This window comes from Marinobacter sp. L-13 (assembly GCF_056857715.1).
This window is the reverse complement of record NZ_JBSXNQ010000048.1, coordinates 68,457-86,749: the sequence shown is the minus strand read 5'-3', so window position 1 is coordinate 86,749 and position 18,293 is coordinate 68,457. Positions and strand designations below refer to the sequence as shown.

Annotated in this window: 19 protein-coding genes and 1 pseudogene; 8 read left to right on the top strand and 12 right to left on the bottom strand. The window is 56.3% G+C overall.

Features of this window, described 5'->3' with window-relative positions:
- The 4 genes and pseudogenes from AC13DD_RS07435 to AC13DD_RS07420 all read right to left on the bottom strand — a co-directional run.
- Positions 1–363, bottom strand: a pseudogene (locus tag AC13DD_RS07435) (transposase); the annotation flags it as partial.
- A 44-nt stretch (positions 364–407) separates the two neighbouring features.
- Entirely contained in the window at positions 408–1,706 is a 1,299-nt protein-coding gene (locus AC13DD_RS07430) for a tyrosine-type recombinase/integrase (protein WP_482931031.1), read from the bottom strand.
- A 253-nt stretch (positions 1,707–1,959) separates the two neighbouring features.
- Positions 1,960–2,148, bottom strand: a complete 189-nt coding sequence (locus AC13DD_RS07425; protein WP_008169300.1) for a hypothetical protein — start codon at positions 2,146–2,148, stop codon at positions 1,960–1,962.
- Positions 2,149–2,314: 166 nt separating this feature from the next.
- Entirely contained in the window at positions 2,315–2,755 is a 441-nt protein-coding gene (locus tag AC13DD_RS07420) for a universal stress protein (protein ID WP_008169297.1), read from the bottom strand.
- A 189-nt stretch (positions 2,756–2,944) separates the two neighbouring features.
- On the opposite strand from AC13DD_RS07420, the gene AC13DD_RS07415 reads away from it, so the two are divergent.
- Entirely contained in the window at positions 2,945–3,907 is a 963-nt protein-coding gene (locus tag AC13DD_RS07415) for a calcium/sodium antiporter (protein ID WP_273094732.1), read from the top strand.
- Between the two features lie 3 nt (positions 3,908–3,910).
- Positions 3,911–4,531: a homoserine/homoserine lactone efflux protein gene (gene rhtB / locus AC13DD_RS07410; RefSeq protein WP_008169293.1), complete on the top strand. Its 621-nt coding sequence runs from the start codon at positions 3,911–3,913 to the stop codon at positions 4,529–4,531.
- Positions 4,532–4,543: 12 nt separating this feature from the next.
- Here the strand turns inward: rhtB and AC13DD_RS07405 are convergent, their stop codons facing one another.
- From AC13DD_RS07405 to dctP, 8 genes are all read right to left on the bottom strand, one after another.
- A complete protein-coding gene (locus AC13DD_RS07405; RefSeq protein ID WP_273094735.1) occupies positions 4,544–4,984 on the bottom strand; it encodes a DUF4124 domain-containing protein in 441 nt (146 codons plus the stop codon).
- 119 nt (positions 4,985–5,103) lie between these two features.
- The gene (gene glcF / locus AC13DD_RS07400) at positions 5,104–6,312 is read right to left on the bottom strand and encodes a glycolate oxidase subunit GlcF (protein ID WP_273094737.1); all 1,209 of its coding nucleotides are present in this window, start codon (positions 6,310–6,312) and stop codon (positions 5,104–5,106) included.
- A 2-nt stretch (positions 6,313–6,314) separates the two neighbouring features.
- On the bottom strand, positions 6,315–7,382 hold the full coding sequence (gene glcE / locus AC13DD_RS07395; protein WP_008169285.1) for a glycolate oxidase subunit GlcE: 1,068 nt from the start codon (positions 7,380–7,382) through the stop codon (positions 6,315–6,317).
- Complete coding sequence (locus AC13DD_RS07390) at positions 7,375–8,847, bottom strand: FAD-linked oxidase C-terminal domain-containing protein (RefSeq protein ID WP_008169283.1); 1,473 nt, start codon at positions 8,845–8,847, stop codon at positions 7,375–7,377. Before AC13DD_RS07390 ends, glcE begins: the two co-directional genes overlap by 8 nt.
- A 39-nt stretch (positions 8,848–8,886) precedes the next feature.
- Entirely contained in the window at positions 8,887–9,312 is a 426-nt protein-coding gene (locus tag AC13DD_RS07385) for a GlcG/HbpS family heme-binding protein (RefSeq protein WP_008169282.1), read from the bottom strand.
- Positions 9,313–9,334: 22 nt separating this feature from the next.
- Complete coding sequence (locus AC13DD_RS07380) at positions 9,335–10,867, bottom strand: TRAP transporter large permease (RefSeq protein ID WP_008169280.1); 1,533 nt, start codon at positions 10,865–10,867, stop codon at positions 9,335–9,337.
- A complete protein-coding gene (locus tag AC13DD_RS07375; protein ID WP_008169278.1) occupies positions 10,864–11,568 on the bottom strand; it encodes a TRAP transporter small permease subunit in 705 nt (234 codons plus the stop codon). The genes AC13DD_RS07380 and AC13DD_RS07375 overlap by 4 nt, the downstream gene beginning before the upstream one ends.
- A 100-nt stretch (positions 11,569–11,668) precedes the next feature.
- Positions 11,669–12,715 carry a TRAP transporter substrate-binding protein DctP gene (gene dctP / locus AC13DD_RS07370; protein ID WP_008169277.1) on the bottom strand — a complete coding sequence of 349 codons (1,047 nt, stop codon included), beginning with the start codon at positions 12,713–12,715 and terminating at the stop codon, positions 11,669–11,671.
- A 344-nt stretch (positions 12,716–13,059) separates the two neighbouring features.
- On the opposite strand from dctP, the gene AC13DD_RS07365 reads away from it, so the two are divergent.
- The 6 genes from AC13DD_RS07365 to astE all read left to right on the top strand — a co-directional run bounded on the left by AC13DD_RS07365 (position 13,060) and on the right by astE (position 18,293).
- Positions 13,060–13,818 (top strand): FCD domain-containing protein, encoded by a 759-nt coding sequence (locus tag AC13DD_RS07365; protein WP_008169272.1) that lies wholly within the window; start codon positions 13,060–13,062, stop codon positions 13,816–13,818.
- Positions 13,819–13,972: 154 nt separating this feature from the next.
- Positions 13,973–14,743: an ABC transporter ATP-binding protein gene (locus tag AC13DD_RS07360; protein WP_008169270.1), complete on the top strand. Its 771-nt coding sequence runs from the start codon at positions 13,973–13,975 to the stop codon at positions 14,741–14,743.
- A gap of 99 nt (positions 14,744–14,842) precedes the next feature.
- Complete coding sequence (locus AC13DD_RS07355) at positions 14,843–15,595, top strand: ABC transporter substrate-binding protein (RefSeq protein ID WP_482931030.1); 753 nt, start codon at positions 14,843–14,845, stop codon at positions 15,593–15,595.
- Positions 15,596–15,646: 51 nt separating this feature from the next.
- The gene (locus AC13DD_RS07350; protein WP_053113019.1) at positions 15,647–16,351 is read left to right on the top strand and encodes an ABC transporter permease; all 705 of its coding nucleotides are present in this window, start codon (positions 15,647–15,649) and stop codon (positions 16,349–16,351) included.
- 3 nt (positions 16,352–16,354) lie between these two features.
- On the top strand, positions 16,355–17,077 hold the full coding sequence (locus AC13DD_RS07345) for an ABC transporter permease (protein WP_008169264.1): 723 nt from the start codon (positions 16,355–16,357) through the stop codon (positions 17,075–17,077).
- Between the two features lie 160 nt (positions 17,078–17,237).
- The gene (gene astE / locus AC13DD_RS07340; RefSeq protein WP_482931029.1) at positions 17,238–18,293 is read left to right on the top strand and encodes a succinylglutamate desuccinylase; all 1,056 of its coding nucleotides are present in this window, start codon (positions 17,238–17,240) and stop codon (positions 18,291–18,293) included.

Here is an 18,293-nt window from a genome sequence, read left to right as displayed (position 1 = left end):
CGGTGGCAGCAACGGCATGCGCGAGATCAACTTTTTTGACTGAGCCACCTCCAGGGCTTCCCGGAGTATTTCAGCTTCCATCGTCTTACGGCCTAACATCCGCTCCAGCTCCCGAACCTTCTTGTTCAGGGCTTTCACCTCAGATGCGCTTACAACCTCATCACCGGATTCAATCGCGGACATGCCACCGTCTTTCATCAGCTTCTTCCAACGGAACAACAGGCTTGCTGATATACCATGACGCCGGGCTACAAGCGATACTGACATGCCTGGCTGCTCACATTCAGCAACCATGAACGCCTTCTCCTGCGCGGAATACCGGCGACGGCGCTGCACTCCGGTTATGACTTCGATTCTCTCCACTTTGGACACTCCTTTGCACTAGGTCTATGCCTAGGCCTTTGCTTCTACCAAGGTGTCCGGTTTAAATGGGGGCTACTACAATAGGCCTCTCGCGTGGACGAAGTATCGATATGCGACAGTGCAAGCTCCGATACTTCGTCCGCTGCGTGGTTAATTTCAGTTGCCCAATCTTTGAACACTGCCCGCATCCCGTGAGCGGTTGCAATTTTCCCCGACTCGGAATCCAGAAACCCATTTCCTCCATTCCTGAGGTCAATGTCGTGAATATCTTTAACGACATTATTGAGCGCATTTTCACTCATCGTTGCTTTGCCACGATATCCTGGGAAGACATATGCCCCATCACGCGGCATCGACTTCAGAATCTCGATGGCCCGTTTTGTGAGCGGTACTTTATGAGGTTTGCTCTTGTCTTTTCTCCCCTTCACTTTCCATCCGGGAATCGTCCAAAGTTTGTCTTTGAAATCTATTTCGTTCCACTCTGCAAATCTAACCTCTCCCGGACGACCTGCTGTGAGTATCTGAAACTCCAACCCCCTCGCAGGAATGGTGTCGCGCTCCTGAAGTAGCGCCCAAAAACCGGGAATTTCTTTATATCCAACAGTCGGCTGATGTTCTTCATCATGAATAGCAGCAGGAGACGCAAGGAAATGCTCCAGGTTTCCGCGCCACTGGGCTGGGTTCAATCCGTTCCGGAACACGCCATCATTTCGAACAATCTCGCACACATTGTGTATCGTGATTCGCACGCGCTCGGCAGTCGGAGTTTTATCCATCCAGATTTCATTGAGTGCTTGCACCACATGTCGGGTTTCAAGGTCTGAGATTAGGATTTGGCCAAGCAACGGTAGGCAATAGTCCTCAAGGTGCTGTTTAAGTCTCCGCGCCTGTTTTTCCGGCTCGCGTCCCTTAAATTCAAGGCACTTTTTGTCATAGTATTGCCACGACAGATCTGCAAACGTTCTCTGTTTCGCTTGCTCGGCTAGCAGCTTCGATTTAACTTCTTTTTTTGCCGCTATCGGGTCATAGCCTTCAATACGGATTCGTTCTTTGAGTTCTCCAGCCTTTTCTCTCGCCTTGGCCAAAGAAACCTGAGGGTAAGAGCCCAATCCCAGATCGACACGCCGCGAGCCAACGACCGTTCTTAATATCCAAGAGCGCGCGCCAAACTGGGCTGATCCAGTTGGTGGCCGGCAATATAAACAAAGCCCTGAAACGCCACCTACCGGATGAAGCGCTGGGCAGGGGTCGCCAATCTTTTTGCCGTTCTTCGCTTGCTTTACTGTTCCGTGTTTTAGCCGTTTAACCTGAACAGCCATCAATTCTGCTGCAATTTTAGGCATTCTCTAACCTCCCGAAGCTCAATGCCCCCTCATCTGTCCCATCATTAGACGTGCGATTGCACGCGACTTGATAAGACGAGACGATACTGAAATTGAAGCGATCAGGAAGATTTAATAATACAGATCAGACAGTTAAGGACGTCTCGCAACAGTATGAGACATGAAAATGGTGCCGCCTCCGGGCACCATTAAGAATTCAGACAGAACCCGCCTTGTGCGGGTTTTGTTGTTTCTGACGCCCTAGAAAGCCGACTCATGCTGGGATTCTTTGGGCATTGCTAGTCCTGGGATCAATGCGCTCTTCCATCAACCGTCGCTCACACATGGCCCTTTTCAGTTCCGAGTAATTGGTGGGGCTCGGATCTTCTTTGTAGCGCTCCTGGGCCAGTCTCGCCAGGTCGCACTTATCAAGCCACTTCTCAATCAACTCTGCAGTCTTCATAGCCACCTCGTTTCGTTGAATTTACCCGGTCAGCATAAAGTCTCTGCCACAGAGCTATCTCGGTTGTTTTTCGCATGAATTGTGGCGAAACATGGAGTGCATTGAGGATCAGAAATGAAAAAGCCCGCTTCATGCGGGCTTTGGAGAGTCTACCAAGTTTTGCCGGTTACTCACTAACCACCGTCACCGGACGATGGGAATGCCTGACGACCTTCTCGCTCACACTGCCAAGAGTGAGGCTTCTCAACGTAGAGTCGCCGCGGCGCCCCAGAAACATATGGGAGCCGGGATGTTCATCGAGGTACTCGACGATTTCCTTGGCCGGATCACCCTTTAGCAGGACTTCTTCCGCCGGCTCAACAATCCCGCTTACCGCCTGCTTCGCGGCATCAAATGCCTTGCGTCCGTATTCGCTGGCTTGTTCGTCAATGTCACTCTGCGGTATGCCACTTACGATCAGTCTCTCGAGCTTGGTACCGGGGAAGACGGCAAGCAGTTTGAGTGGCTGGCTCGTCGCTTTGGCAAACTCTGCTGCCATTTTGGCGGCGTGTGATGAATGCTCCGAACCGTCACACGCGACTACGATGCTTTGATTTCCATTTGCCATGTCATCAACTCCTTTCCTGATCAATGTTTAACCAAACTAACATTGCTGCGGCCATACGAGGGTTGATTGAAATCAATTACAGCGGGATCGGTTTTATGGTCGAAGCGCATTTGTACCTATTGCCGGAACCTGTGGCACCATTAATCCTTGCGCTGCCGAGACGGCAATTGACGACAAGGAGTGATTGAAATGCTGATGGCCATTGGGGCGATCATCGCGGGTCTGATTCTGTTGGTGTGGAGTGCGGACAAATTTGTGGAAGGCTCGGCTACCACAGCCAGCCACTTCGGTATGCCACCACTGCTCATCGGTATGGTTGTGGTGGGTTTCGGCACGTCTGCGCCAGAGATGGCCGTGTCTGCACTGGCGGCCTCGCAGGGTAATCCCGGTCTGGCTCTGGGCAACGCCTATGGCTCAAATATCACCAACATTGCGTTGATTCTGGGCATCACAGCCCTGCTGGCGCCGATCGCCGTTCACTCCCAGGTCATGCGAAAGGAGCTACCCATTCTCATTCTGGTCACCGGCTTTGCCGGCTGGCAATTGTGGGACGGGGATCTGAGCCGGATGGATGCCATCGGCCTGATGCTGGCTTTCGTTGTACTGATTGGCTGGAGCATCTACCAGGGCCTTCGGCAACCAGACGATGCTCTCGCTAAGGAGATGACCGAAGAAGTGAACGCAATGCCAGTGCGCAAAGCCATTTTATGGCTGGTGGTCGGACTGCTGCTGTTGATTATCAGCTCCCGCATACTGGTGTGGGGTGCGGTTGATCTGGCGACCACCTTTGGCATCAGCGATCTGGTTATCGGCCTGACCATCGTGGCCGTTGGTACATCACTTCCGGAACTTGCCTCATCCATCATTGCCGCCCGCAAAGGAGAGCATGATCTGGCCCTGGGCAACATTCTGGGTTCCAACCTGTTTAACACCCTTGCCGTCGTGGGGATTGCAGGACTGATTGCCCCCATGCCGGTGGCGCCAGAAGTGCTCACCCGTGACTTCCCGGTAATGGCTGCCCTCACCCTGGTTCTGTTTGCCATGTGCTATGGCTTCCGCGGGCCCGGACGTGTCAACCGGTTTGAAGGGAGCGCCCTGCTACTTGCCTTCGTGGCTTATACCGTGTATCTGTTGGCTTTTTCGGGAGCGTAAATCATGTCACTTGCAGCCTGGCTGACCTTCCTTGTTGCAGCCGTTCTGATCAGTGTGTCCCCGGGTGCAGGGGCGATCAATACCATGAGTAATGGTATGCGTTACGGCGTTCGCCGATCGCTGCCGGCAATCATGGGGCTGCAGCTTGGTTTTGGCATCCAGATTCTGCTGGTGGGTGCCGGCCTCGGCGCCATCATCGCGTCCTCCAACATCGCCCTGTCGGTTATCAAATGGCTGGGTGTTGCCTACCTGATCTGGCTGGGCATTTCTAAATGGCGAGAGCCTGTGATGGAATCCATGGACGATGACCGTCAGCCCGTAAGCGGGTACAAGCGGTTCTGGAATGCCGTGTTCGTGAACCTCACCAACCCCAAGGCCACGGTCTTTCTGGTGGCCCTGTTTCCACAGTTTCTGGTAGCAGGCGCACCCCATGGCCCGCAGTTGCTCACCATGGGCATCACACTGATTCTGGTGGACTGCCTCGTGATGCTCGGCTACGCCCTGCTGGCAAGCCAGCTGTTCCGGTTTATGACCACAGCCCGGCGCCAGCGGCAGATGAACCGCGTATTTGGCGGCCTGTTTGTGACCGCCGCTGTCGCCCTGGCCAGCTTCAAGCGCGCCTGACGACAAACCCGTTCAACGCAGGATACATTCCCGACTCAGCTTCTGGCTGAGCGTCCTGCGTTGTTGCCTCAGGGTATTACCCCTGTCGTTGCTATAGCCCGCCCGCAGTTTGGACTGGATCCGCTCCAGTTTGCTTCTATAGGTTGCGCAGGTCTTCTCCAGCTCGGCATCGGCCTTTTCTTTTGCCGTTGCTCCGGAGCCCCTCGGGCGACCGGAGGCAAGCAGGCCTTCAACCTCTTTGCGGATTCCTGACACGCGTTTGCCTTGCCCGAGATTCTCGGACATCGGCACCGTGACAGGCGCCTGCACGTCAAGCTGCTTATGGGGAATTTCTCCCGGCGGGTAATCGGAAAAATGCGCTACGCCCCGGCTGTCTATCCAGGTGTATACCTCGGCACTGACTGCTGAAGTGAGAAATAAAGACAAAACGAGACCAGCCATCATCCTTGGCATACGGTTCCACTCCCTGTGGTTCGGTAATTTGGCAGGGCAGTATAGCGAAAAAAGCCCCGGGCTTGGGGGCAGATAGGCTCGGGGCCAGATGAACACCTCATCCGGCCCCGATTTCGGTTTTACTGGTCGAGAAGCTCGATCCAGTGCTGCACCGGCACCGGCGACTTGGTTTCCAGGTGCATCTGGCAACCGATATTGGCGGTCACGATGCGGTCCGGACTGTCGACGGTCAAAGCCTTCAGTTTGTTACCAAGCAGCTTCTGGCTCATCTCCGGCTGGGTCACCGAATAGGTGCCAGCAGACCCGCAACAAAGGTGCTTGTCCTTGGTCGCAGCCAGGTTAACACCCGCCCGTGTCAGTACCTGCTCAACCACACCGTTCTGCTTCATGGCGTGCTGCAGGGTGCAGGGACAATGGAATGCCACCTTGCCCGGGTCCTGCCGGACCTTGAGCTTTTCCAGATCCTGTTTCAGCAAAAAGGCGCCGAGATCGGTGCACAGCTCGCTCACCTTCTGGGCCTTAGCGGCATAGACCGGATCGTCCTTCAACAGATGACCGTAATCCTGAACCATCGCCCCGCAACCGGAAGCCGTCATGATGATTGCCTCAGCACCCGCCTCGATAGCGGGCCACCAGGCATCAATGTTCTGGCGCATTCTTTCCAGGCCTTTCTCGTGCTCGGAAAGGTGATAATTCACGGCACCACAGCAGCCAGCCTCCGGGGCTTCCACCATGGTAATGCCGAGCCGATCCAGAACCCGGGCGGCGGCTGCATTGGTATTCGGAGTGGCCGAAGGCTGCACGCAACCGGCCAGTGCCAGCACAATACGGCTGTGACTGGCTGCAGGCCAGGGGCTGGCCTGCTTTCTGGGCGGCACCTTGGTGCGCAGTTTTTCCGGTAATACCGGGCGGAAAACCTGCCCCAGACGAAGCAGAACACCGAACAACTGGCGGTTGGGAATCACCCGCGCCAGGGCCCAGCGCAGCCACTTGTCTTTCGGCTCCCTGGGCATCTCCTTTTCCATCAGACCGCGGCTGATGTCCACCAGACGCCCATACTGGACACCGGACGGACAGGTGGTCTCACAGCTGCGGCAAGTCAGGCAGCGGTCCAGGTGCTCGCGGGTTTTCTCGGTAACTTCCGCCCCTTCCAGGAACATCTTCATCAGGTAGATCCGGCCACGAGGACCATCACGCTCGTCGTTCAGTTCCTGATAGGTCGGGCAGGTCGCGGTGCAAAAGCCACAATGCACACAGGCCCTCAGGATCGACTCGGCTTCCTGGCCTTCCTTGGTGTTAGCAAATTGTTGAACCAGATTCGTCTGCATAATTACAACCAGCTGTATAAACGTCCGGGATTGAAGATATTGTCCGGATCAAAGGCATTCTTGATGCGGCGCTGAATGCCCTTCAGGGCCTCCGGCTGGTGATGCATCACCTCACCGGTGCGATCGCCACCACGGAACAGGCTGACCTGGCCACCGGCAGCTCGGGCCGCAGGCTCCAGATCTTTCAGCTCACCGGCGCCACGGAACCAGCGCTGGGAACCGGCCCAGTCGATAAACCAGTTACCTTCCAGTTTCGGTGTGGCAGCTGTCGAACCAACGGAGAAGCGCCATAAAGGCACGTCGTTACCGGCAAAAAATTCGTGACGCATATCCTGCACCTGTCGCCAGAAGTGGTCGCCCTCTTCCATCACTTCGCCGGACCACTTTTCAGCGGTGGCTTCCACACCGGATTTCGCACCGGCCAGGCGCAGGTAAACCTTGCCGTCCACCCAGCAGGCGGCGGTGATGGGCTTGGGCTCGGCCGCCCGGCTGTTCATATAGTGAACCACCTCGTCCATGCCCATTTCCTGAACCAGGGTCAGGGAAGCGGCCGGTTTCGGCATCACTTTCATGCTGATTTCAGTGATTACGCCCAGAGTTCCCAGGGCACCGGCCTGAAGACGTGATACGTCATAGCCGGCCACGTTTTTCATGACCTGACCACCAAAGCGAAGATGTTCGCCCTTGCCATTGAGCAGCCGGATACCCAGCACCTGGTCACGCACCGAGCCGGCCCAGGGGCGTCCCGGACCGGAAAGGTTACAGGCCAGGGTGCCGCCGATGGTGGAGGCGGCACCAAAATGGGGTGGCTCAAAATGCAGGCACTGACCTTCTTCAGCCAGAGTCGCCTCGATTTCGCTCAGCGGCGTACCGGCACGGACGGTCAAAACAAGCTCCACCGGGTGATAGTCAACGATACCGGTATGCTCGCCCACGTTGAGGGTTCCGGCATCGGTGTCGGCTTCCCGGCCCATAAAGGCCTTGGTGCCACCGCCGACAATATTGAGTTTGTGCCCGCTCTCCCGGGCCTGGAGCACCTGCTCCTTCAACTGTTGGGAAATATCAGCCATGGGCGGCTTCCGTATGTTCGTGCGTGTGTTGTTTGTGCTCAAGGGAGCGGTATTCCTGGCAGAACCGAAGGGCCGGTACGCCCTTGCCCGGGTTCAGGATACCGGCGGGATCAAACGCGGCCTTTACGTCGTGGAACTGCTGGAGCTCCTCATCGTTGAACTGCACTGCCATCTGGCGAATCTTTTCAACGCCAACGCCGTGTTCACCGGTAATGCAGCCACCTACCTCCACACACATTTCCAGGATGCGTGAACCGAAGGCCTCCGTGCGCTCGAATTCGCCGGGCACATTCGCATCAAACAGGATCAGCGGGTGCAGGTTGCCATCGCCGGCATGGAACACGTTGGCGACGCGCAGACCAAACTCCTCGGACATCTTCTCCATTTCCGTCAGAACATAGGCGATCTCACGACGGGGAATGGTACCGTCCATGCAGTAGTAGTCCGGTGAAATCCGGCCCACGGCCGGGAACGCAGACTTACGGCCTTTCCACAGCAGGGCTCGCTCTTCCTCGCTCTGAGAGGTCCGAACCGAAGTGGCACCCAGCTTTCGGAAGACTTCTTCGGCCTGGGCAATGTGTTCGTGAACTTCCTCCTCGGTGCCGTCCACTTCACAGAGCAACAACGCCTTGGCGTCCCGCGGGTAGCCGGCCTGGGCGAAGTCATCCGCTGCGATGATGGCGTGGCCATCCATCATTTCAAGGCCACCAGGGATAATGCCGTGGGAGATAATCCCGCCCACGGCGTCACCACCTTTCTGCACGTCATCAAACCCGGCCATGACAACCTGGGCTACTTCGGGTTTCGGCAACAGCTTCACTTTGACTTCCGTCACCACACCCAGCAGCCCCTCGGAGCCGGTCATCAGCGCAAGCAGGTCCATCCCACAGCCGTCCAGACCATCACTGCCCACGGTCACGACATCACCCTCGGCGGTGACCATTTCCACGCTCAGGATGTTGTGAACGGTCAGACCGTACTTGAGGCAATGCACGCCGCCCGAGTTCTCGGCCACGTTACCGCCAATGGTGCAGGCGATCTGCGAGGAAGGATCTGGCCCGTAATACAGACCGTACTGGGCCGCTTCTTCGCTGATGGCGAGGTTTCGCACCCCGGGCTGCAGTCTTGCCGTTCGGGCCAGCGGATCAATCTCCACGATGCGATTGAACTTGGCCAGCGACAGTACCACGCCCTCCTTGTTGGGCATGGCACCGGCACTGAGTCCCGTTCCGGCTCCACGGGCCACCACAGGTACCGCGTTCTCGTTACAGATGCGCATCACCCGCTGCACCTGTTCAACGGTTTCCGGCAGCACCACCAGCAACGGCATTTCGCAATACATCGACATGCCGTCGCATTCGTAGGGCTTCATGGTTTCGTCATCGGTGATGACGTAGTCCGGGTCGATAAACGCCCGGAACTGCTCCGCCAGCTCGGCTTTGCTGACTTTCGGCTTGGTAGTCATAGCACTCTCTGGGTTCGAATTACGTCAGTGTGACAGTCATCAACCGCGTTTTGTTTCAAAGTGGTCAAGACCGGCCTGGGCACAGTCCATATCCTGCTGGGGGGTACCGGAACTGATTCCGATACCACCCACCACTTCGCCGTCGACGATCACCGGCAGACCACCGCCAACAGAGCTGATGCGCCCGCCAACTTCGGTGTGGATACCGAAAGCGAGACTGCCGGGCACGTTCACCTTGTTGTAGTCATGGGTGGCTTTCTTGGCCGCAGCCGCCGTGAAGGCCTTGTCCTGGGCAATGGTCACACTGGTGATCTTGCCGCCGTCCATGCGCTCGAAGGCCACCAGATTGCCGGATTCGTCCACCACAGCGATGCACATGGGCACACCGATTTCACGGGCCTTTTCAGCCGCGCCCTCAATGAGGATGCGCGCCTCGGCAAGGTCCAGTCGTTTGATCGTCAACATAAAGCTTTACTCCTTGATTTGATTAACCGTAAACCAGCCCTGGCAGCCAGGTTACGATGCCGGGGATCAGGACACACATGAACAGTCCGAACGCCTGAATCGCCAGGAACACCAGGGAAGACTTGAAGATGGTACCCATGGAGATTTCCGGAGGACAAACGCCGCGGATGTAAAACAGTGCGTAACCAAACGGCGGACTCAGGAAAGACATCTGCATGTTCACCAGGTACAACACACCGAACCAGAGCACCACGTCGTCACCGGCTACCGGCGGGAAGCCGAACAAGCCAGGGAATTCCAGCGCCTTCACAATCGGAATGAAGATGGGCACTGCCAGCAGCAGGATACCAACCCAGTCAAGGAACATACCCAGAACCACCAGCAAGACCATCAGCAGGAGCAGGATCCCGTACGCCGACATGCCGGTTCCAAGTATGGCGTCGGTGACAAACTGCTGACCACCCTGGAGGATGTAGAAACCGACGAATACCGATGCACCGAACATGATCCACAGAACCATGGCAGACGCCTTGGCCGTGGTCACGGAGGCTTCGCGAAGGCCGGCAATCGAGAACTTCTTGTGCATCATCGCAACGATAATGGCACCGAACGAACCGATACCAGCCGCTTCAACCGGCGTGGCAATACCACCGAAAAGCAGGCCCAGAACCAGACCAACCAGTGCAAGGGGTGCAATCAGGTTGCCCAGAAGCTTGAGCTTTTCTTTCAGACTGATCCGGTCTTCCACCGGAATGGGCGGGCCCAGCTTCGGATTCAGCCAGCTGCGCACCAGAACATAAGTCAGGTACAGACCGGAGAGCATCAGACCGGGCAACAGAGAGCCCAGATAAAGCTCGCCCACAGACTGCTGTGCAACAACGGCATACAGAATGGCCAGAATCGAAGGCGGAATGAGGATACCCAGGGTTCCACCCGCCATGATGGAGCCGATGGCAATCTTGTGGTCGTAATGACGTTTCAACATGGCCGGCAGTGCGATAATGCCCATGGTGACAACGGCGGCACCGATAACACCGACCATCGCAGCCAGAATCGTAGAGGCGACAATGGTTGCAGCAGCAAGGCCGCCACTGATGCCGCCCATCCACTTGTAAACCACGCTGAACATTTCTTCGATCAGGCCCGCGCGTTCAAGCATCGACGCCATGAAGATGAACAGAGGGATCGCAGCAATGTCGGGGTTTGCCATCAACGGGAAGATCCGGCCGGGGACAATGTTCAACATCATGGCGTCACCCACCAGGTAGATGAACATGACACCAAGACCACCGGTCACGAAAGCAAGCGGCAGCCCCATCATCAGGGCGACAGCCAGAGATCCAAACATCAGGTAGGTCAACGGCCCGATTTCGACGCCGGACAAGCTACCCGAGAGCTTGAAGAGGAATTTGTCATCACTCCATGGGTCATAAAAGAGAATGTTGATCAGTTCAACACAGATGACAAACGCCAGACCCACGGTGGCGATGATCATTAACCATGTACCCAGTTTTCCGGCCATGCCGCTGCTGGGCGCTGCAGTTGTTGTACTCATGATGTGCGCTCCTGACCGAGACGGATGAACAGTACGATGTCTTTAAGCAGCTTCGAAAAGCCGGCGAGCAGCAACAGGATTGCGCCCACAAACATCACGCCTTTCACGGGGTAATACTGGATACCCCAGGTCTCGACAGTGGTCTCTTGCATCATCAGGGAGTCCTGGAAGAAGGTCCAGGATGTGGTGGCCAGAACGGCTGCAAATATGAAGAAGAACATGGAGGTGAAAATATCCATGCCCACGCGCCCGCGAACCGGCAGGAAGTTGTAGACGACGTCTACCCGAACGTGCGCTCCGTGCAACAGCGCAAAGGCACCGGCAAGGATGTACTGCATACCGAAGATCAGGAAGCTGGCCTCATGCACCCAGATCGTTGGCATGTTAAAGATGTATCGCATCACCACTTCAAAGAAATAGAAAAGCACGGCGTTGATGGTCCAGAACGCAACGAAAAGACCTGACTTCTCGCACATCCAGTCAACGATTTTCGTAAACCAGTTACCCTCGTACTCAAAGTGAGCAAGAGGATCATCTTCTTCAGACTGCAGCTCGGAAACCGTTTTCTCGGGCTCGGCGTCATCTCCGCCGTGCTTACTGCTCCACTTATCCCAAGCCATCATGAGCAATGGCATTACCGCAAGCCAGCCCCAGTAGAACCAGTGCGGCAAAACAAAGCCAAAGGAACTCAGATCAGACATGTTGTTACCACCCAGATCAAAGAGCGAGGAAGGGAGGGCTAATCCTTAGTCGGCTAACCCTGCCTTCCTCGTGTGTCGTTTTTTATTTGAGCTTTGGAACTCAGAAGCCCTTGATGTCTTCTTCGGTTATGTAGCCAACCGTGTCGTTCATCATGTACTTCAGCTGGATATCCAGGATGGCGCGCGCGTCATCATTCTTGTTGGCCCAGTTGAACCAGATGGGGATCGCAGCTTTACGCCAGGTTTCCAGATCTTCCTGGCTCAGGCGGGTAACCGTGTCGCCATCCGCCTTGAACTTCTCCATCGCCTCGATGTTGCGCGCCTGGATGGCCAGGTAGTGCTTCTGGGAGTAGATCCGAACCTCGTCCTCAACCAGCTGCTGAAGCTCAGGCGAGATAGAGTTCCAGGCACGCAGACTGACGGTCAGATCCATCAGGTCCACCGGCTGGTAGATAGACATCACGCCGGGAGGTCCAAAGATGATGTAGTCAGTAACCTGGGAGAAGCCCAGCTCGTAGTTGACCGCAGGACCTACAAAGTCCGCCGCGTCAATGGTGCCTTTTTCGAGAGCCGGGAAAATATCCGAGCCCGGCAGACTGACCGTGGACACGCCAAACTGCTGGAAAACCTCGGCAACCATGCCTCCGGGTACGCGGATCTTCATACCTTTCAGGTCGTCAAGACTGTTTACCGGCTGCTTGGAATGGATGATGTTGGCATCGTGCTGGATCGGGCCAACGTAGAACAGGCCGAACTTCTTGTAGATTTCCCGGGTCTTCTCGAGCATACCCATGGAGTAGAACATGGTGTCCCACTGATGGGGCTGATCCGGACCCGCTGGGTAGGAAGACAGGAACACAGAGGCAGGGATCTTGCCCGCCCAGTACAGGGTGAACGGGTTCATACCCTGCAGCACGCCGTTACGAACAGCGTCAAACAGCGCGTTGTTGTCGGCAGCAACCGCCTTGGCCGGGAAGCACTGGAACTTGAGCTCTCCGCCGGACTTGGCCTCAATACTCTTACACCACTCCTCGAAGAGCGTGTAGCCCACCGTACCCGCGTCCCAGGTCGACTGGATTTTCCACGTGGTAGCAGCTTGGACCTGACCTGCGCCCATGAGCATTGCGCCTGCCAGAGTGGCGCCCATGGCGATTGTCTTGAGGAAACTTCTGCGAGGTGGGGTCTCGCCAGTGTCACAGCTATTTCGGATGTTATTCTTCGAATTCATCGAAACGTCTCCGTTGGCTTTGTTTTTATCAGCGTCTATGGCAACGCCGGCGCAGGCCGACATTAGAATGATATTCGTAGCCAATCCGGGTTTAGTCCAGTTCGGTGAGCACTGGTCTGACCAGTTTTTGAAGTATTAAAAATGGACGAAATACTCTGAATCGGCCATATTTAACGGGCTCGGACGCACATCAGCTGAGAACGGAAACACCTACAATCAGAAGCATTCACTGGTCAGACCAGAGAGCATAAACAGGCCCCCAAATGGCAATCTCCCAGGAAATCTCATATCGGCTGGAACGCCTTATTCTCGACGGCGGGCTGGCTCCGGAGCAGAAGATACCGTCCGAGCGCCAACTGGCGACCCGGCTGGGTGTTTCCCGCGCAGTGATCCGGGAAGCCCTGCATGAGCTTCAGGGCCGCGGCGTTATTGAGACCCGCCACGGCAAGGGGTCGTTTGTGGCCAGCATGGTGCCCGGCGCGAGCGAGCTGGGAGAACAGAGTCCGCTGATGCATCTTTTCGAGGGACATCCCCGCACACTTTTCGACCTTCTGGAAGTACGCGAACAACTGGAAGGCCAGGCCGCCTATCTCGCTGCCCTGCGGGCAACCCGCCTCGACCGGCATCGCATCACGAAGGCGTTCCGGGCGCTTGAGGATACCGACCCGCTTCGTAACGCCCGTCTCGACCATGGTTTCCATCTTGCGATTGTCGAGGCATCCCATAATCCGGTACTGGTGCATGTGCTCAACAGCCTGAAAAACATGATGTTGTTGACCGTTCAGGCCTCGGTTGCCAACCTGAACCCGAGAGAAGAAATGCGGAAGAAAATCGTCCGCCAGCACCGGCAGCTGTATGAGGCCGTCATCGCTGGCAAGCCGGCCAACGCCCAGAAGGTGGCGATGGCCCACGTACGGTTTGTCAGTGAGGCCATGAGAGACATGGAGAAAGACGGAGGCAAACTGATCAGGCTGCCCATTGAACAGGACAAAGCGAATGATCATTTGCGGGCAGAAGCCTAGCATGGCAAAAAGCTTGCATTGAACAATCATTCGACCACAATGTCATGCAGCGAACGGCGGTGAAATTCGGTAAAACGCTCTCTTTAAGGGATTGATTTCCGTATCCACAGTCCGTAAAACATGCGCCTTTGAATTACAGCCCCAGGAGTCACCCATGGCGGACCAGTCGCCTTTGATCTGCAGGGACATTCACAAGACCTTTGACCAGCTTGAAGTGCTCAAAGGTATTTCACTGGAGACCCGCAAAGGCGACGTGGTTTCCCTGATCGGCAGCTCCGGCTCCGGCAAGAGCACCCTCCTGCGTTGTATAAACCTGCTGGAAACCCCCACTTCCGGCGACATTATCGTGCACGGCGACCCAATAAAGTTCACGACCAACCGCAGGGGCGAACGCATTCCCGCGGATAACAAGCAGGTTGAGCTGATCCGCGCCAAACTTTCCATGGTGTTCCAAAGCTTCAATCTCTGGTCTCACATGACGGTGTTGGAGAACATCGTTGAAGCGCCGATCCACGTGCTCAAGGTTCCCAAGAAGGAAGCCATCGAGCGCGCGGAAGCCTATCTGAACAAGGTGGGCATCTACGAGCGCAAGGACTACTACCCGGCCCAGATGTCCGGTGGCCAGCAGCAGCGGGCGGCTATTGCCCGGGCCCTGGCCATGGAACCGGAAGTCATGCTGTTTGACGAACCCACGTCGGCGCTGGACCCTGAGCTGGTGGGGGAAGTACTGAAGGTTATGCAAAGCCTGGCCGAGGAAGGCCGCACCATGATCGTGGTTACCCACGAAATGGCGTTCGCAAGGGATGTGTCGAGTCAGGTCCTGTTTTTGCATCAGGGCGTGATCGAGGAACAGGGTACCCCCGAAAAAGTGTTTGATCACCCGGATTCGGAACGCATGAAGCAGTTCCTGACTCCCAACTTCTGACACTCGGTGCTATCTTGAACCGGTGAAAAATAAAATGCTGGAACCAAAAACTTCCATCAAAAATAAAGCCCAAAAGGCAAACCACTGGAGAAGTGACACATGAAAAAAATGATTTTTGCAGCAAGCTGCGCCCTCGCCCTGATTGCAGGCGGTGCACAGGCCCAGGAACGTAGCCTCCGCATTGCATTCGACGTGCCCTACGAGCCGTTTGAGTACAAAGACGAGAACGGCGAGCTGACCGGTTTCGAAGTGGAACTGGCCGAAGCCATGTGTGAAGAAATGAACGCTGACTGCGAATTCGTTATTCAGTCATGGGACGGCATGATCCCGGGTCTGCTGGCGCGTAAGTTTGATCTGATCATGTCTTCCATGTCCATCACTCCGGAGCGGGCCGAGCGGGTTCTGTTCTCCGAGCCGTACTACAACACCCCGGGTGGCTGGTTCGGCCCTGAGAGCTTCAACACCGACGTCACCGACATGGACGCCATGAAGGGCAAGACCGTGGGCGTTCAGCGTGGCACCACCATGGACACCCACGTAACCGAAAACATGGGCGGCATTGTGACCATCAAGCGTTACACAACCGCCGATGACATGGTTCTGGACCTTGAAGGCCAGCGTCTGGACGTTGTGTTCGTAGACTATCCGGTTGGCGAGCAGACCGTCCTCACCAAGGAAGGCTTCAAGGAAGTCGGTGAGCCGGTCAAGCTGGGTCAGGGCGTGGGTGTTGCCATGCGCCAGCGCGATACCGAGCTTGCCGAAGAAGTGAACGCTGCCCTTCGCACCCTGAAGGAAGATGGTACCTACGACACCATCATGCAGAAGTACTTCGCTTACGACATCAAGATGTAAATCTGCCGAGGGGTGGCCCGTTGGGGCCGCCCCTGCTTACCGGACTTTCCCATGCTTGATCTGAAAGGCTATGGCCCGGCCCTGATGGATGGGGCAATAGTCACCATTGAACTGGCCTTCCTGTCTCTTGCTCTCTCGGTTGCCCTGGGACTGATTGGCGCGTCTGCCAAACTGTCGCAAAGCCGGGTTGCCAAAGGTATCGCGACCACCTACACCACTCTGATTCGTGGCGTGCCCGATCTGGTCATGATGCTGTTGTTCTACTATGGCGGCCAGGTTGCAGTGAATATGCTCTCGGATTACATCTGGGAAACTTACGAGATCGACTTTTTCTTTCAGTTCGACCCGTTTATCTCCGGCGTTGTAACGATCGGGCTGATTTTCGGCGCCTATATGACCGAAACTTTCCGGGGCGCGTTCCTGGCTGTTGAAACCGGCCAGATTGAGGCTGCCCGGGCCTATGGTTTTACCCGTTTTCATACCTTCCGCAGAATCATGCTGCCGCAGATGCTGCGCCATGCCCTGCCCGGTCTGGGCAACAACTGGCAGGTTCTGCTGAAGACCACCGCCCTGGTTTCGATCATTGGCCTGACCGACATGGTTCGTGTGGCGGAGGAAGCCGCCAAGGCGGAGCGCATGCCGTTCCACTTTTTCATTCCGGTGGCATTTGTCTATCTGGCCCTTACGGCGGGGTCTGAGCTGTTCATCAAGTGGCTCGATAAACGGGCCAATGTCGGCGTGGTTCAGGGGGGTTAACGGATGCCTGATTTCATTGCCGAGTGGCTGAACCAGAACGAAATCTTTACCGCCATGACCATCATGGAATACTGGGATGGCATGGTGACCACCGTGCATCTGGTGTTTCTGTCCCTGGTTATCGGTTTGCTGGTGGCGGTTCCGCTGGCCATCCTCCGGACGGTTCGCAACCCCTTCGTCTCCGGCCCGGTGTGGCTTTATACCTATCTGTTTCGCGGCACACCATTGCTGATTCAGCTTTACATCATTTATTACGGGCTGGCCCAGATTGAGGGCATCCAGGAAACCTTCTGGTGGGAGATTTTCCGGGAACCTTTCTACCCGGCCCTGCTGGCTTTCACACTGAACACTGCGGCCTATACCACGGAGATTATCCGCGGTGCGATCATATCTACGCCCAACGGTGAAATTGAAGCAGCCAAAGCCTATGGCATGAACTGGTTTATGCGGATGCGGCGGATTGTGCTGCCAAGTGCAGCGCGGCGGGCGGTGCAGGCCTACTCCAACGAGGTGATCTTCATGCTGCACGCCAGTGCGATTGCGAGTGTAGTAACCATTGTGGATCTGACGGGAGCAGCCCGTAATATTTACTCCCGGTTTTATGCGCCGTTTGATGCGTTTATCTTTGTGGCACTTTGCTATATGGCGCTCACGTTTATACTGGTTTTTGCTTTCCGCAAACTCGAAACTCATCTTCTGAAGCATCAGCGGCCGGTGAACGGCTGAGCCCGCGGAACATCATACTTCAGTGCCCGGGCAGGCAGGGTATTGCCTCCCGGGAAACGCTACGAGCACATCCATGTGCGCTTGACTGAAGCCATCCATGGCTTCAGACATTCCCGGGAGGCAATACCCTGCCCGCCCCCAAACCTGGTTCGGGGCTTCTATGTCGGCAAAACAAGATCTGTTCGGAACGAATTGTGACTGGCTTTCCCACGCCCTGGACAACCCAGCCGCATCACTCCCAGAAATCAAGACCTTTCTCCCCGACGGTACCCGAATCAGCCGCAAGGCCGTGGGTGTTCTGGACATTGTTCCCCCGGCTGGCCGAAGCAACCCGAATGCCGAGGCCATCATCGTTTCCGCAGGTGTTCACGGGAACGAAACAGCGCCCATTGAGGTTCTTAACGGACTGGTTTCCGAACTGATTGAGGGCGAATGGGAGCTGGCTTGCCCGGTCTTGCTGATTCTGGGTAATCCCCCCGCGATGGTCGCAGGGAAGCGCTTTCTGGAAGTGAACCTCAATCGGCTGTTCGATGGCGCGCATAGTCGGAACGAGTATGAGGGACTGGCCGAGGCTGCGCGGGCGCAGGAACTTGAGGAAGCTTGCCGGCAGTTTGCCATGGCCAATCCCCAGGCGTTCTATCACTACGACCTGCACACGGCCATTCGGCCGTCGCACCGGGAGAGGTTTGCGCTGTATCCGTTTGTTGAGGGGCGGACGGTTCCGGTCGACCAGTGTGATTTTTTGCTGGAGGCAGAGGTGGAGACGCTTCTGCTGCAGCACAAGGCGGGCACTACGTTTTCGTCGTTTTCCTCGTCGCTGTTGAAGGCCGAGAGTTTTACCGTGGAGCTGGGTAAGGTTCGGCCGTTCGGCCAGAATGATCTGGGGCGCTTTTCCGGCATCCAGGATGCCTTGCGACGGCGGTTCCGGGGGCTGCCCTCACCTGCGCCGCAGCCGCCGTTTGATCACCTGACGGTGTTCGAGGTGGTGCATGAGATTCTGAACACCGGGAAGAACTTCCGGTTCCATATTCCGGACGATGTCGCCAATTTCACCGAGTATCAGCCCGGCACAGTCATCTGGGAGGACAGCGAGACCAGCTATCGGGTGGGACATTCGCCAGAAGCGATTGTGTTCCCCAATCCTGAGGTGCCCGTGGGCCATCGAGTCGGGCTGATGATCCGGCCAGAAACGGGATCAGATGAAAGCTTCATCTGA